This is a genomic window from Oscillatoria sp. FACHB-1406 (assembly GCF_014698145.1).
Classification (GTDB): Bacteria; Cyanobacteriota; Cyanobacteriia; order Cyanobacteriales; family Spirulinaceae; genus FACHB-1406.
Genome location: NZ_JACJSM010000008.1, coordinates 147913 through 163165, shown reverse-complemented (window position 1 = coordinate 163165; position 15253 = coordinate 147913). Strand labels below are relative to the sequence as shown.

The window sequence follows — 15253 nt, the reverse complement described above, 5'->3', positions numbered from 1 at the left end:
TCTAATGTGAATTAGAAACCAGAAAGATAGATATTACTGTTCTTTCTCCCCTCTCCCACCGATTGGGAGAGGGGCTGGGGGTGAGGGAAATCAAGACTTTTGGATAATGCACATCAGACGTGAATTGCAAGTTCGCGCTAACAGCTACGTTCAGCGGAAACCCCGCTCTCGCGAATCCTCAAACCCCCGATTGATTTCCTGCAATAGCTCTTGTTGAAAAATTTGTATTTACAGTGTAGTCTAACCAACGGCTTGAGGTACAAGAGAGTTGCGGAATTTGGGCTATAACTGTTGAAGAGAAGGTCTAGGGACGCGATCGCGTCTAGCTTCCATTAGCCCGATTTCTGCATCCTACCCCATCGAGGAGCGAACCCATGCTACACGCCGAGCAACTGCTTCAGGAACGTTACCGCCTTCAAGAACAACTCGGTAACAACGCCAGTCGTCAAACTTGGCTAGCGCAAGATCTCGCCACCGCACCGCCCACCGCTGTCATCGTCAAATTCCTCGCCTTCAGTCCGCAGATGCAGTGGGAAGAGTTCAAACTGTTTGAACGCGAGGCGCAAGTGCTGAAATCCCTCGATCTTCCCCGCATTCCCCACCACCGCGACTATTTTTCCCTAGATGCTGAAGCAGGCGAAGGATTGTGTTGGTTCGCGCTAGTGCAAGATTATATTCCCGGTAAATCCTTGCAAGAATTGCTCGATGAAGGGTATCGTTTTACCGAAGAACAAGTGCGATCGCTCGCCGTTCAAGTCCTCGAAATTCTGCGCGACTTACACGGTTTCAATCCCCCCATTCTCCACCGCGACATCAAACCCAGCAACTTAATCTTAAACCTCCCCCAGTCCCCCCTGTTACTGAGCGGAGCCGAAGTACCCCCTCACCCCGTCTCCCCCTCCCCAGACGTTCACCTCATCGATTTTGGAGCCGTTTGCGATGCGACAACTGTAGAAGGCGCAACCTTTACCGTCGTCGGAACCGCAGGATATGCACCCTTAGAGCAGTTCTGGGGAAAAACCGTTCCCGCCTCCGATTTGTATGCGTTGGGCGCAACCTTAGTTCACCTGCTAACGGGAATTCCGCCCGCAGAATTACCGCAGAAAAACCTGCGTCTCGACTTCCGACATTTAGTTACGCTTCGTCTGAGTTGGGCGCGCTGGTTGGAAACATTAATCGAACCCGATTTAGAACGGCGTTTTAGTTCCGCCGAACAAGCTTTAGCTGCCTTGGAAACGGGTTCGACACTGCCAAAAATTGCCAAGCCAGAGGGCAGCAAAGTTAAGCTCGATAAATCCTCCAGACGCTTAGCGATTAAGATACCACCCCGGCCGCGATCGCTAAACAATCGTCTTCAGTTAGTTGTAACCCTCCTCGGCAAGTTGATGCTAGCGATTGGATCGAGAATCTTTTTTTTGCTTCCTTTTATGATTGGAATAGTCATAATTTTATCGGTAATATCTAGGATATTTCTAGGAGAATTAATGATTGTCGCCTGGATTATTCCACCCATACTAATCTATTTAATGCGGTGGTCTTGGAAACAGAATAAATCTGAAATTCAAAATATATTCACAGAACTCAATCAATGGATAGAGCGCAAAATTGGTTTTTCATCCCTTGTTTTTTACTATGAATATCTTCGTCCCGTTTACGATTATCAAACCCGATCCTACTATCATACGCAATATTACGATCGCTTCTTTCTCGAACCTCCCATACGTTTTTTTGGGAAAAGCATCGGACAGTCTCGAAATCACTCGCTTTCTGAGATTGAAGCCATTGAAGCAACATCTTGGGATGGAATTGTTATTGAAGTTGCCTCAGACAAGTATATTTTGGGCAAACATTTAAGCGAACACGAGCGCGAATGGATTGTTCGAGAGATCGAAGATTGGATTGCTAAAATAAAAAGAGAGCGCAGCACCACCAGAGTTCTAAATGAGTAAGTAGGGTGTGTTAGCGAAGCGTAACGCACCATTTCTCTAATCGCAGACAGAGAAAACCATGCAATGTACAAACTTAGCTTAAACAAGGAACCGTAGGGTGTGTTAGCGAAGCGTAATGCACCGATTCATGCCATGTTCTCCTATTCTTATAGAGCTACACAACTTGATTAAAACATTAAGTAAGGCGAACAACATCCATCCGCAAAGACTTTCAGCGTTCAAAGACCTAGCTTCACGTTCAAAGTAGCGCTATACAACCCCTTAATCCAAAAAATCAATCATGCTAAAATCCCAACAAATTTTACAAGAACGCTATCAACTAAAAGAACAACTGAGTCAGAATCCCACGCGGCAAACCTGGCGTGCAGAAGATACTCAATCCCATCAAGACGTAATTGTTAAACTCCTTCCCTTTAGCCCGCAAACCCAATGGCAAGATGTTAAACTATTCGAGCGCGAAGCCCAAATTCTTAAACATCTCAACTTTGCCAAAATTCCTCGTTATTTAGATTACTTTTCCGTCGAGAAAGAATTAGGCGATGGACTGCCGTGGTTTGCCTTAGTCCAAAACTATATTCCCGGTTCGTCGCTGCAAAAGTTACTCAAAAATGGTGAAACGTTCGGCGAGGCTGAAGTTAAAAATATTGCTCGACAATTACTCGGAATTCTCATTTACCTGCACGAACTTAGTCCCCCGGTTCTGCATCGAGATATTAAACCGAGCAATATTATTCAAGGGCAAGACGGCAAAATTCATCTGGTTGATTTCGGGGCAGTACAAGATAAAGCAAAAGCAGAAGGCGTGACTTTTACCGTAGTCGGAACGGGAGGATATGCACCGCCCGAACAACTTTGGGGACGTGCGGTAGCGGCGAGTGATTTGTATGCGTTGGGCGCAACTTTAATTCATCTTGTAACGGGCGTTTCTCCGGGGGAATTATCTCAACATCGAATGCGCTTGCAATTTCGGGATAAAGTTAATTTGTCGCCAGAATTTGCCGCTTGGTTGGATAAACTCATCGCTCCAGCGGTGGAACAGCGCTACGAGAGTGCGCGGGAAGCGCTAGCGGCGTTACAGGCGACGGAACGAGATGCAAAACGTGCAAAGGTACATTACGGGCGTTTGGGGCGCTTGGCGTTGCTGCAATACGGTACGGTGGGGTTGTGTTTGCTGGTGTTGCCGTTGTTTGGAGTTTATCGCTACATTACGGAAGGACGAACTTATGTAGGATCGATGAATCGCGCTCAACAGGCTTATTTTTTGGAAAACAACGAGTTTGCTGAGAGCTTAGAAAAGTTAGGCATTGGCATTCCCCCGTCAACTAAAAATTATCAATATCAAACGGTTAGAACGCCGCTATTTGCGATTAATTATGCGCTTCCCCGTCAGCGTAAGTTTAAAGGCTATGTGGGTATTGTTTTTTCTGACAAGCGGCAGGGGGAGCTTACAACTGACACATTTCTCTGTGAAGATAGTACGGTAGAAGCAAATACATTCAAACAACGGATGATGGCTCTACCGTGGATTGAGAATGGAGTAATTCGCTGTCCCATCGGTACAATAAATTTGGGTGGAGGGAGAGAAATTGTTCCGTCAGGAGAAGGTTTTAAGTTAGCTTATCAGGCTCTAGATGAGGCAACTTCGCAGTCCGAGGATAAAGGCTCGATGTTAACGCTAGCAAAAATCTCCGATCCAGATATTAAAGCGAGAGCCTTTGAAACAATTGTGCCGTACTTGAAAACGGGCGAAGATTTGGAGCGCGCCATATCTGGGATAGGAACAATTAAGGATGTAAACGCAAAAGCACGAATCTCGATCGCGCTAGCACGACAGATTATTGAAGATAAGTCGACGTTTTCCAAGGATATACGCAAAAGTTTTGGTTTGCCAAAGTTATCACCGAACCTAAAAATCGGGGATCAGTTCGATGACCCAAGAGCCGAGAAGCAGTACTATGAAGCTTTGCGTTTATTAACGGATCGCCTTCAGGATAAGGCGGCGCGATCGCAAGCCATCCAAGCGATCGAGCAAGCAAAACGCGATCGATAAAATAGTAAATATTCATGAAAATTCTAGTCGTAGAGGACGATGAATTAACCGCCGAAGCCCTGGTTGCGACGTTGAGCGATCGCAACTATACCGTTGAAGTCGCTACCGATGGCGAATCAGCCTGGGAACTCATCCAAAGCTTTAGCTACGATCTCCTGCTGCTGGATGTCAGTCTGCCGCAACTCGACGGTTTGAGCCTCTGCAAGCGCTTGCGATCGCGCGGCTACCGGATGCCAATCCTGTTACTCACCGTTCGCAATACCAGTCACGATAAAGCGATGGGCTTAGATGCGGGAGCGGATGATTATATCGTCAAACCCTTCGATCCCGAAGAACTATCGGCTCGGATTCGCGCCCTCTTGCGCCGCAATCCAACGACGACTCCCGCCGTGTTGGAATGGGGCGAGTTGCGCCTCGATCCCGAAAGTTGCAATGTCACCTACGGAACCCAGCCTCTTTCGCTGACGGCGAAGGAATACGCGCTGCTAGAACTGTTCCTGCGGCACAATCGGCGCGTCTTCAGTTGCGATGCAATTTTGGAAAATCTTTGGTCGTTTGATGAAGTTCCCAGCGAGCAAGCCGTTAGAACCCATCTTAAAGGCTTGCGGCACAAATTAAAGGCAGTAGGCGCGCCGACGGATGCGATTGAAACGGTGTACGGGATTGGCTACCGCCTCAAACCGTTAGAGGAAGCGAAAGAGGGGTTAGCGAGCCGACAACAAACCCAATCCGCGATCGCGGAAGTATGGCAGCGCTTCCAACCGCGCATCAGCGAACAGATCGGGGTATTGGAACGCGCGATCGCGGCATTGAAACGCGGGAACGCCAGTCCGGAACTGCGACGGGCGGCGGAACGAGAAGCGCACACCCTCGCCGGTTCTTTGGGGACGTTTGGGTTCGATCGCGCTTCGCAACTCGCCCACTCGCTGCAACGACATTTGCAAGCGGCGGACTTTATCGCCGTGCCGAAAGTCGAGGAAGTCGATCGCCTCCAACAGCTTGCTTCCCGGTTGCGGCGGGAAGTTTCCGGCTCCCAAAAGCAGGCTGCGATCCCCTTACTGCTCATTGTAGACCGCGATCGCGCTGCTGCTGAAGCCCTAGCCGCCGAAGCCGTTAATTGGGGACTGCGCGCTGATATTGCCACGAGTTTAGCGATCGCGCGCCAAGCGATCGAACGAGAACAGCCCGATCTTATTCTGCTCGATCTCGCCGTGTCTGCCCGCCTCGATAATAGCCTTCATTTCTTAAGCGAATTGCAGCAGCAAAAGCCCGCGATCCCCGTCCTCACGCTCTCGTCTGGCAGCGATTTGCAGCAGCGCTTGCAAGTCTTGCGCTGCGGCGGGCGGCTATACTTGCAAAAGCCGATGTCTTGCCCGCAAGTCTTGCAGCAGGTGAGTCGCATTCTCAATCGCACCGATCCCATCGAAGCGAAGGTGCTGGTGGTGGATGACGATACCGAACTGCTGCAAACGATCGCGACTTTACTGCAACCGTGGGGGCTGCAAATCACCACCCTCAGCGATCCCCAGCAATTTTGGCAAACTTTGGATGCGACTGCGCCCGATTTGCTGGTTTTAGATTTAAAAATGCCGGGAGTCAGCGGTTTGGAGTTATGCCAAGCAGTGCGCCACGACGCGCGCTGGTATGACCTTGCGATCGTTATTTTAACGGCTTGTGCCGATACGCAAACGGCGAACCAAGTCTTAGCGGCGGGGGCGGATGATTTCATCGCTAAACCGATCGCTGGCCCGGAATTGGTGAGTCGCATCGTCCATCGCCTCGAGCGCTTGAAAAACCAGAATAACCTAGCGACGCTTCAACAACGGGAAGCGATGGAGTGTTTGCGCTCGGAAATCGCGCTTCGCCAAACGAATAATGAGTTGGAACGACAAGTTACAGAACAAACCGAGGAATTAGTGCGCGCGATCGCTCTGCTGCGCGGCGAACTCGAGGAACGCCGACAAGTTGAAAAGGCGTTGCGACAAACTCGGATGCACTTAGCCGAAATTATTGACATTGCCGACGATGCCATTATCACTGTCGATCGCCGACACCGCATTACACTCTTCAATCGAGGGGCAGAAAAAATTTTCGGTTATACTGCCGAAGACGCGATCGCTCAACCGCTCAATATGCTACTGCCTCCGCGCTTCCAGCAAGCGCACCAACAGCATATGGTGGATTTCGAGCGTTCTACTTGTCCGGCGCGCCGCATGGGGGAACGTCAGGCGATTTGGGGCTGCCGTAAGAATGGCGAGGAATTTCTGGCAGAAGCCTCGATTTCTAAGGTACAAATGAAAGAGGAAACGCTATTTACGGTCATTTTGCGAGAGGTGCGTTCTTTGTAATTCGTAATTCGTAATTCCGGACAAAATTAATAATTAATTCCTTCGGGTTTCAGAGCAACAAACTTTAGTCATAAAAACCAATAAATGCGAGTTCAATCGTAAAGAAAGGTAGCTCGCACATTTGCGAAATTCCCTCTTAACTAAATTTCGGTATATAGCATTTTTTTTAAAGGGATGAGGTACAAAAATTGAAATGAGATAGGTAGGGGCGAATGGCATTCGCCCGTGCGTTGTACCTCACGCGAACGGAAAATGCTATATAATCTAAGTTTGCACCAATCATCGCCTAAAATAGAGTAAAGGGAATTCTTAAGGCAATGAAAATCAAGCACGTTATTAACTTACACAAAGGCTGTACTTTCTTCGTCATTCTGGGATTGATGCTGGTTTACCAAAACTTCACCCTCGGTTCTTGGATTTACCTCGCGTTACACGGAACCTACGGTTTTATCTGGCTGCTGAAAGATCGCCTTTATCCCGATCGCCAGTGGGAACAAGAAATCCCCCTCGGTATGGCAATTCCCACCTTCCTCATCATTAATTTATACTGGATCGCGCCGTATATCTTGATTAGCAGCGGTTCCGTGCCGCCCTTACCCCTCGTAGCGGGCGCGATCGCAACGACCATTCTCGGAATTTTTCTCCACTACTCAAGCGATGCCCAAAAATATTACACCCTAAAATATCGACCCGGACTGATAACAGAAGGCTTTTTTGCTCGCTGCCGCAACACCAACTATTTAGGCGAAATTTTGATTTATACGGGCTTTGCTTTACTCGTCCAACATTGGCTTCCTTTTGCGATTTTAGCGGGATTTGCTGCCCTCATCTTTATCCCCAATATGCTCAAAAAAGATCGATCGCTTTCCCGCTACCCCGAATTTGAGGAATATAAAGCAAATTCCGGTCTGATTGTCCCCAAACTCTGGGGAAATAGAAGTGATGAAACGGTTGCCACACTGAACGAATAAGAAATCGCGATTTTAGAATAATGACCTCTCAGACAAAAACACTCGAAAAACTCCCTTTACCTCCCGGCAATTCCGGCTTGCCCTTCGTAGGTGAAACCTTTGCATTTTTGTTCGATCGCGACTTTTCTAAAAAGCGTCTCGAACGCTACGGAAAAATCTTTAAAACCAACGTTTTTGGCAGTTCCACCGCTATTATGGTAGGCGCGGATGCCAATCAATTTTTGTTCAAAAATGAAGAACAATACGTGCGATCGACTTGGCCTAAAAGTACGAAAATCTTACTAGGGCCTGCTTCCTTAGCCGTTCGCAGCGGCGAATTTCATACCTCTCGGCGCAAGCTTCTATTTCAAGCTTTTCAACCGAGAGCGATCGCGAGTTATAGCCCCACCATCGAACGCATCACGAACGATTATCTCGCGCGCTGGGAACGCCAAGAAACCTTAACTTGGTATCCCGAATTGCGGAACTATACATTTGATATTGCCGGAACTCTATTTATGGGAGTTGATAATACTTCGCAAACGTCATTGGGGCATTTATTTGAAACTTGGTGCGAAGGACTTTTCAGCATTCCTATTTCGCTGCCTTGGACAAAGTTTGGTAAAGCGTTGCAAGCGCGAAAGGGATTGCTCCAGGGAATTGAAAAAATTATTCGCCAACGACAACAGGAAAATAAATTGGGGAACGATGCTTTAGGAATATTATTGCAAGCGCGGGACGAAGCAGGAAACCAACTCACCTTAGAAGAACTTAAAGACCAAGTTTTGCTGCTATTATTCGCAGGACACGAAACGCTAACTTCCGCGATCGCCTCATTTTGCCTGTTAACGGCACAACATCCCCAAATTTTAGAGCGCATCCGTGCAGAATTGAAAGCCAACAAGATCGCGTCGCCCCTCACCGCCGAAAACCTCAAATCCTTAACCTATCTCGATCGCGTTCTCAAAGAAGTCCTGCGCCTTATCCCTCCCGTCGGCGGCGGATTTCGGGAAGCGATCGCGCCCTTTGAATTCAACGGGTATCGCATCCCCCAAGGATGGCAGATTCAATATCAAATACTCCAAACCCACAAAGAAGCCGATCTTTACCCCGATTCAGAACAATTCGATCCCGATCGCTTCAGTCCTGAAAACAGCCCCGAAAAGCAGAAAAACTTCGGTTATATTCCCTTCGGCGGCGGTTTGCGAGAATGTTTGGGCAAAGAGTTCGCCAAGCTAGAAATGCGAATTTTTGCCGCCTTATTAGTGCGAGATTATCAATGGGAACTATTACCGGAACAAGACCTTTCCCTGGTTGCAATTCCTACGCCCCATCCCCGCGATGGTTTAAAAGTTCGCTTTTCGCGCTGCTAATAACGTTTGGTCAAATCTATCCCCACTGAAAATATTTCGTATCAATTTCAGCAACAGAGTTAGGACATTAAGTAGGGTGGGCAGCGCCCACCAGCCAATGCTTTAAACTTTAGAGAGCGTTCATTCTTCGGTGAGTAGCGCTATATCTCGTATCAATTTCAGCAACAGAGCTATCACCTCGAAGAATCCTAGGGAATAATAGCCTATATTCCGAATCGCGCTAGCCCGAACCGTAACGCTAAAAACGCCGGGGGAGTGCTAGAACGTTGCCGACAATGTGCTGTTATCCAGGAGTTTATATTCGTGAAGCATTCTCTTGTTTCTATCCTTCTTTCTGCTACCTTCCTAACCGCTGGATCGGCGAATTGGGTAGCGGCGCAATCGCCAACCCCCGCCGAGAAAAAAGTCGAGCCGATCGCGTTACCATTTGAGCCGAGTACCGATGGTGCTGCCTTTGTGCCGAGCGATCGCGCCCAGTCCGATCTGCCCGACGATGATAGTCGAGTCATTATCTCAGAAGACGATCGCCTCCCCATTCTATCGCGCGCCTTCCCTTGGTCCGCGATCGGTCGCATCGAGATGGTCGGCGACGATGGTTACTCCTCCTACTCCTGCACCGGAACCTTAATCGGGCGCGATGTCGTCCTCACCAACTCTCACTGCTTAATCAATCCCAATACCGGGAAACCCTTCCGCCGCCCCCTCAGCTTCAAACCCAGCACGATTAAAGGCGCAGCCCTGGATGAAGCGACAGTTATCGGCTACGATTACGGCTGGAAATCCGGCTCGGAAAATGTAGACCAAGATTGGGCGATTCTCAAAATCGACCAACCCCTCGGCGACACCTACGGTTATATGGGCTGGCGCAGCATCGACTTTTCCAACCCGCAAACGCGCGCCGCCGTCCGAGGGAAAATTATCCTAGCTGGGTATTCCGGCGATTTTCCTAAAGATCCAGCGATCGGACAACCGGGACAAACCGCCGGAGTCAACATCGGGTGTAGCATCGTCAGTACCGAACCCGGGCTACTCTTCCACGACTGCGACACCAATCCCGGCGCGTCCGGCAGTGCCATTTTCGCCCAATTCGACGACGGCCGTTTTTATATTATCGGACTCCATGCGGGTAGCAACCGGCGACCGGAAGGCGTTCGACTCCCCGATGGTCGAGTTTCCGACGTTATCAATCGCGGCGTACAAGTTCCCCAGTGGGCAGCACAAGCCGCCGCAATGGTGCGTTAGTTAAGTTAGTTAAGTAGGGTGCGTTAGGCGCAAGCTAAACCTCGGAAAAAAGGAGGAGATTTTTCAGCGCGCCGTAACGCACCGTCTTGGTGCTTTCACTTCCACATCGAATGCAAAACGAGAATTGAGCGAGAAGTAGGGTGGGCATTGCCTTATACCAATTCTCAGTTACGATGCAATAAATTTTTCATCGTAGGGGCATAACATTGTTATGCCCTCTTCGGGAATCGTGCAAAATCCATGAGAATTGGTATTAGTTAAAATCTGAGAAAAATTGCCAAAAATCAACAATGCCCACCACGGTTAATGTGTTAATAGCGTTATCGGGCATAGCAGTGCTATGCCCCTACCTAATTCCCCTTTCATTACAATTTTGGTAACGGAGCCACCCCTACCCCAACTGCGTTCTATAATAACGGCTAAACCGCGAAGTTTACTAGCCAAGTCGGGCGTATTAGGCGCGGGGCGATCGCACTTGTTTTAAGAACTCTTAGAGGACGTTAAACAATGAAGATAACCTTAACACTCGAACAGGAAAAATACATTCAATTACAACTAGAACAGGGAAACTATAACAGTATTGAGCAGCTAATTAGTGAAGCCTTACAACTGCTAGAGAAACGAAATCGTGCCTTACAACAAAAGCGCCTAGAAGAACTCAAACTGAAAATTGCCAGCGGAACCGAGCAAATTGCTAAGGGACAAGTAACGGATGGCGAGGTGGTTTTTGCCCGCTTACAGGAGAAAATTCGCTTAATTTCAGATTCGGAAGCATGAGCAGCTATTCATTCTCAGATGATGCGATTCAAGATTTAGATGAAATTTGCGAATATATTGCTCGGAATAACCCCAAGGCAGCCAGTAAGCTGTTTGAGAAAATTCGAGAAAGATGTAAAGTTGTGGCGGATTTTCCCAATATGGGTAAAAGTTATAGCAAGCTGTCTCCTGGCTTGCGAGGGTTTATTGTTGACGAGCGCATTGTTTTTTACTATGCCCGGGAAGATGGAATAGATGTTGCTCGTGTTGTGAGTGGGTATCGGGACTTAGAATCGTTATTTTCTGAGTTGAATGAAGAATGACAGATGTAGTGCCGTGACACAGCTAAAACTGTGCGATAGGTTTCTCGTTCTATTGCTTACTCGATCGGGTTTCAAGAGTTTTTCTAAAGCCTCATTTAAGGTGTGTCACGGCAGTAGGGTGCGTTAGGCGCAAGCTAAACCTCAGAAAAAGGAGGAGATTTTTCAGCGCGCCGTAACGCACCGTCTTGGTGCTTTCACTTCCACATCGAATGAAAAACGAGAATTGAGCGAGATGTAGGGTGGGCATTGCCTTAGCTCAAATCCGAGAAAAATTGCCAAAAATTGACAATGCCACCCCGGCTAATTTGTTAATAGCGTTACAGAGCATAGAAATACTCATTAGCGTCAACTTAAGGTGAAACACTTCGCCCGCCAGGAACTCAAGTTCCTGGCTGATAGCTGAAACCCGTTGAAACGGGTTGGATACATTTGAATTTCCCAGTCATCTTTAGATGACTTAAGTTATTAGCCTTGGGTTTGAACCCAAGGCGGGCTGGGCGAGCAGGTTTAAGCTTAAATTGACACTAATGAGCAATGCGGTTGCCCCTACCTAATTCCCTTTCATTACAATTTTGGTAACGGAGCCGCCCCTACCCCCAACTGCGTTTTATAATAACGGCTAAACCGCGAAGTTTACTAGCCAGTCGGGCGTATTAGGCGCGGGCTAAGTTAAGGTTTTAAAATATCCCTATTTGATTCGCGCCGTAACGCACCAATGGGGTTTATTGAATCGGTGCGTTACGCTTCGCTAACACACCCTACTCTTGCAAAATTTTTATCCAATTCTACTGAAGTTAAGCGCCATGAAAACCCGCTCATTGCATCGAAATACTGCTTCTTTTTGCCTTGCGTTGATGTCGGCTTGCTGCTACTTCAGTGCGGGGGCGGGAATCGCAATGGGAGTGGAAACTGCAAGGGAAGAGGGGCGAAGCCTCGTCGCGCAGAACGATGCGAATGCGGAAGCAGAACGGTTATTGCAGGAAGGGGTGCGTTTGTATCAAGAAGGTTCTGCGGAATCCTTGCGACAGGCGATTCAGGTGTTTGAACGGGCGAGGGCGTTGTTTCGTGAACTCGGAAACCAGCAGCGAGAAGCTTTTGCACTTAACTACATTGGTTTTATTTACAACGCATTAGGAGAGAAACAGAAAGCCTTGGAGTATTTCAACCAAGCCCTACCCTTATATCGTGCAGTGAGCGATCGCGGCGGGGAAGCCTCTACCCTCAATAATATCGGTGCGGTTTACAACGCATTAGGAGAGAAACAGAAAGCGTTGGAGTATTACGCTCTCGCCCTACCCTTATACCGTGCAGTGAGCGATCGCGGCGGTGAAGCCACTACCCTCCACAATATCGGTGCGGTTTACAACGCATTAGGAGAGAAACAGAAAGCGTTGGAGTATTACGCTCTCGCCCTACCCTTATACCGTGCAGTGAGCGATCGCGGCGGTGAAGCCACCACCCTCACGGGTATTGGTGCGGTTTACTTCGATTTAGGAGAGAAACAGAAAGCCTTGGAGTATTACGCTCTCGCGCTACCCTTATACCGTGCAGTGAGCGATCGCAGCGGGGAAGCTACTACCCTCAGCAATATCGGTGCGGTTTACAACGCATTAGGAGAGAAACAGAAAGCCTTGGAGTATTACGCTCTCGCCCTACCCTTAGACCGTGCAGTGAGCGATCGCGGCGGTGAAGCGAGAACCCTCCACAATATTGGTTTCCTTTACTCCGATTTAGGAGAGAAACAGAAAGCCTTGGAGTATTATAACCAAGCCCTACCCTTAGTTCGTGCTATCGAAGATAAGCAAGGCGAAGTTTACGTTCTCGGAAACCTCGCCTACCTCCACCGCCAACAAAACCAACTCCCCCAAGCCCTCGACAACATCAACGCCGCTATCGCCCTCATCGAAGACCTCCGCACCCAAATCGACAACACCGACCTCCGCACCTCCTACTTCGCCACCGTCCAAGACTTCTACAAATTTAAAACTGACCTGTTGATGCAGATGGGCAACCCCCAGGAAGCCTTCAACACCAACGAACGCAGCCGCGCCCGCACCCTCCTCGAACTCCTCAACAGCGCCCGCCTCAACCTCAACGAAGGTGCAGCGCCCCAACTCCTCGAACAAGAAAAAAACCTGCGCCAACAACTGCAAGCGATTGAAGTCCGTCGCGCCGCCCTCCTCAGTCGCAACCCTACCGCCGACACACTCACCGCCCTCGACAACCAAAGCGATACCGTCCTCGGCGAACTCAACCAACTCCTGGCGAAAATCCGCCGCACCAACCCCGCCTACGCCGACCTCAAACAGCCCCAACCCCTGACCTTGCCCCAAATCCAGCAACAAGTCCTCGACCCCGAAACCGTCCTGTTGCAATACTCCCTCGGCAAAGAACGCAGTACACCCAGCGGGCGAATACCATTCGCCCCTACAGAGCGGCGTTTAATTTCGAGGCGACCTCGAAATCCGCGCCCCTACCGAAACGATATAACGCACCATTATGGTGAGGGCGTTATATCGCTCATTGCTTGTGAAAGCAAGTTTCTCTTCATTATTCATTATTCCCTATTCATTATTCATTATTTAAACCCTTTTCCAGACTTTGTTTTTTTCTTCGTCTTTCCCTTCGACTCATTCACTTTCGCGACAGCTTCTTGAAACAAATCGTGGAGGTGAATCGGAACGCTAGCAATTTCTGGCAATTGCGGTTCGGCAACTTTATCGTACTTTGCCAACACCTCATCTAAATCGCGCTCCAGTTGAAAATCTTGGCGATTGAGAACCGCTTGTAACACCTTCTCCAACGAACTTGGATGCTCTACTTTCAACTGTTGCCAGACGAAATAATTGATTTGAGGATCCTCCAATGCCTTGCGAACTAAAACGCTATAATTTTCAACCGAAAGCGGCTCTTCTGCTTCTAATAAATCTTGCAACTTCGGGTAAGTCGGTAAAATCATTTGTCCCCAGCGCGGATGCGAAAAAAGCGTTACTCGTTCTGCCTTCTTTATCGCGTCGGGCAAGTCAACTTTTGGCGTTATCATGCGCGAATTCAACTTACTTTCTAGCGCCTGTTTCACCTCGCTTGCATCAGAACCGCTTTCCTCCACCGCCGCTTCTAATTCTGCCTCATCAACGCCGCGTTCCCGTGCGATTTCCTTCAACGATTTAGAACTATCGATTCCCGCTGCTTCCAAGCGTTTTTGGGTCATTCTCTGTTGCAACTCTCCCAACTTTGATTCGAGTTGGTAGCCGGGAAGTTCGAGGCGATCGCTGCCAAAATAATCCACAAATTCTTGATGGTACTGCGAAACCGATTCCCAAGCTTCTTCTAATAACTCCGGTGCATCGCTATAGAGGCGATCGGGAAAATTCTTTTTAAATTCGCCGATCGCGACGGCAAGTTTCGGTTTGCCGAGTTTTCCCTTAAAAACGCAGCCGCCAGAAAACATCCATTCGCCCTCGCCCAGCGGCGCGAGACGGGTTAAAATAATATCTCCGGGTTGCCATCGTTGCGTTTCTTCTAAAGGGACTTCGCCGCTCGGAAAAACGGTATACTGCTTAGCAGTAAGCCAATTCATTAACTCGAAGCGAGCCTGCTGAATTTCTAGCACTTCAAACAAACCCGTAAAGCTATTTTGCCAGTTATCTAGGAGCGCGCGATCCTCAGCGCTTAAACTGCTTTCTTCTCGGGCGAACAATGCGATGGGAGTTTGCGAGTTAACTTCTCCCTCGCTTAAAAAAGCATCGAAAACCAACCCTTGCTGGCGAACATCGTAACCTTGCCGTTCCCGACTGCCCCATTCGGCAACATAAGCTTCTAAGGCAACGGCTAAATCCCCTTCAGCGTCGTAAACATAATCGACTAGGGCTTGTTTGAGTTGTTTTGCGCGTTCTAAGTCGGTACTCGCCATATCTCCATCCTGGATTTCGCGTTCTCAGTATAGCGGTTTTGCCGACAGTTAGCTGCGAACCTAAAATTTAGGGCGAATATTACAGCAATTCTCTTTTGGATAAAGTACAGCTTTAAGCTTTAAGTCCCCGAATAGAAAACAGCGAATACCAATTCCACTCGATCTTGCACTGTTCGGCCCCAATTAGGGCATTGCAGTGCAATGCCCCGACCGATAAAATTTAGTGCATCAGGACGGGGAGTTGGTATTACTTGAATCACTTTTTGGAGATCGCATTTTTCGTTGACGTGAGGTACACCGCGCGGGCGAATGCCATTCGCCCCTATCCATTTCATTTCAACTTTTCTAC

At 48.6% G+C, this 15253-nt stretch carries 10 protein-coding genes; 9 read left to right on the top strand and 1 reads right to left on the bottom strand.

Annotated features, from left to right (window positions below):
* Positions 1-374 precede the first annotated feature (374 nt).
* The 9 genes from H6G50_RS11065 (at position 375) to H6G50_RS11025 (ending at position 13648) form a co-directional block, all read left to right on the top strand.
* Positions 375-1949 (top strand): serine/threonine-protein kinase, encoded by a 1575-nt coding sequence (locus H6G50_RS11065; RefSeq protein WP_190716122.1) that lies wholly within the window; start codon positions 375-377, stop codon positions 1947-1949.
* A 280-nt stretch (positions 1950-2229) separates the two neighbouring features.
* On the top strand, positions 2230-3999 hold the full coding sequence (locus H6G50_RS11060; RefSeq protein ID WP_190716120.1) for a type IV pilin-like G/H family protein: 1770 nt from the start codon (positions 2230-2232) through the stop codon (positions 3997-3999).
* Between the two features lie 14 nt (positions 4000-4013).
* On the top strand, positions 4014-6347 hold the full coding sequence (locus H6G50_RS11055) for a response regulator (RefSeq protein WP_190716118.1): 2334 nt from the start codon (positions 4014-4016) through the stop codon (positions 6345-6347).
* 317 nt (positions 6348-6664) lie between these two features.
* Complete coding sequence (locus tag H6G50_RS11050; protein ID WP_190716116.1) at positions 6665-7318, top strand: DUF1295 domain-containing protein; 654 nt, start codon at positions 6665-6667, stop codon at positions 7316-7318.
* A gap of 20 nt (positions 7319-7338) precedes the next feature.
* Positions 7339-8670, top strand: coding sequence for a cytochrome P450 (locus H6G50_RS11045; protein ID WP_190716114.1), 1332 nt, complete (start codon positions 7339-7341; stop codon positions 8668-8670).
* Between the two features lie 303 nt (positions 8671-8973).
* Entirely contained in the window at positions 8974-9912 is a 939-nt protein-coding gene (locus H6G50_RS11040; protein WP_190716112.1) for a trypsin-like peptidase domain-containing protein, read from the top strand.
* A 507-nt stretch (positions 9913-10419) separates the two neighbouring features.
* Positions 10420-10689 carry a type II toxin-antitoxin system ParD family antitoxin gene (locus tag H6G50_RS11035; RefSeq protein WP_190716110.1) on the top strand — a complete coding sequence of 90 codons (270 nt, stop codon included), beginning with the start codon at positions 10420-10422 and terminating at the stop codon, positions 10687-10689.
* Complete coding sequence (locus H6G50_RS11030; RefSeq protein ID WP_190716108.1) at positions 10686-10991, top strand: type II toxin-antitoxin system RelE/ParE family toxin; 306 nt, start codon at positions 10686-10688, stop codon at positions 10989-10991. The genes H6G50_RS11035 and H6G50_RS11030 overlap by 4 nt, the downstream gene beginning before the upstream one ends.
* 803 nt (positions 10992-11794) lie before the next feature.
* The gene (locus H6G50_RS11025) at positions 11795-13648 is read left to right on the top strand and encodes a tetratricopeptide repeat protein (protein WP_190716106.1); all 1854 of its coding nucleotides are present in this window, start codon (positions 11795-11797) and stop codon (positions 13646-13648) included.
* On the opposite strand, the gene H6G50_RS11020 is transcribed toward H6G50_RS11025, so the two are convergent.
* Positions 13570-14904: a hypothetical protein gene (locus tag H6G50_RS11020; protein ID WP_190716105.1), complete on the bottom strand. Its 1335-nt coding sequence runs from the start codon at positions 14902-14904 to the stop codon at positions 13570-13572. The genes H6G50_RS11025 and H6G50_RS11020 overlap by 79 nt on opposite strands.
* Between the last annotated feature and the right edge of the window lie 349 nt (positions 14905-15253).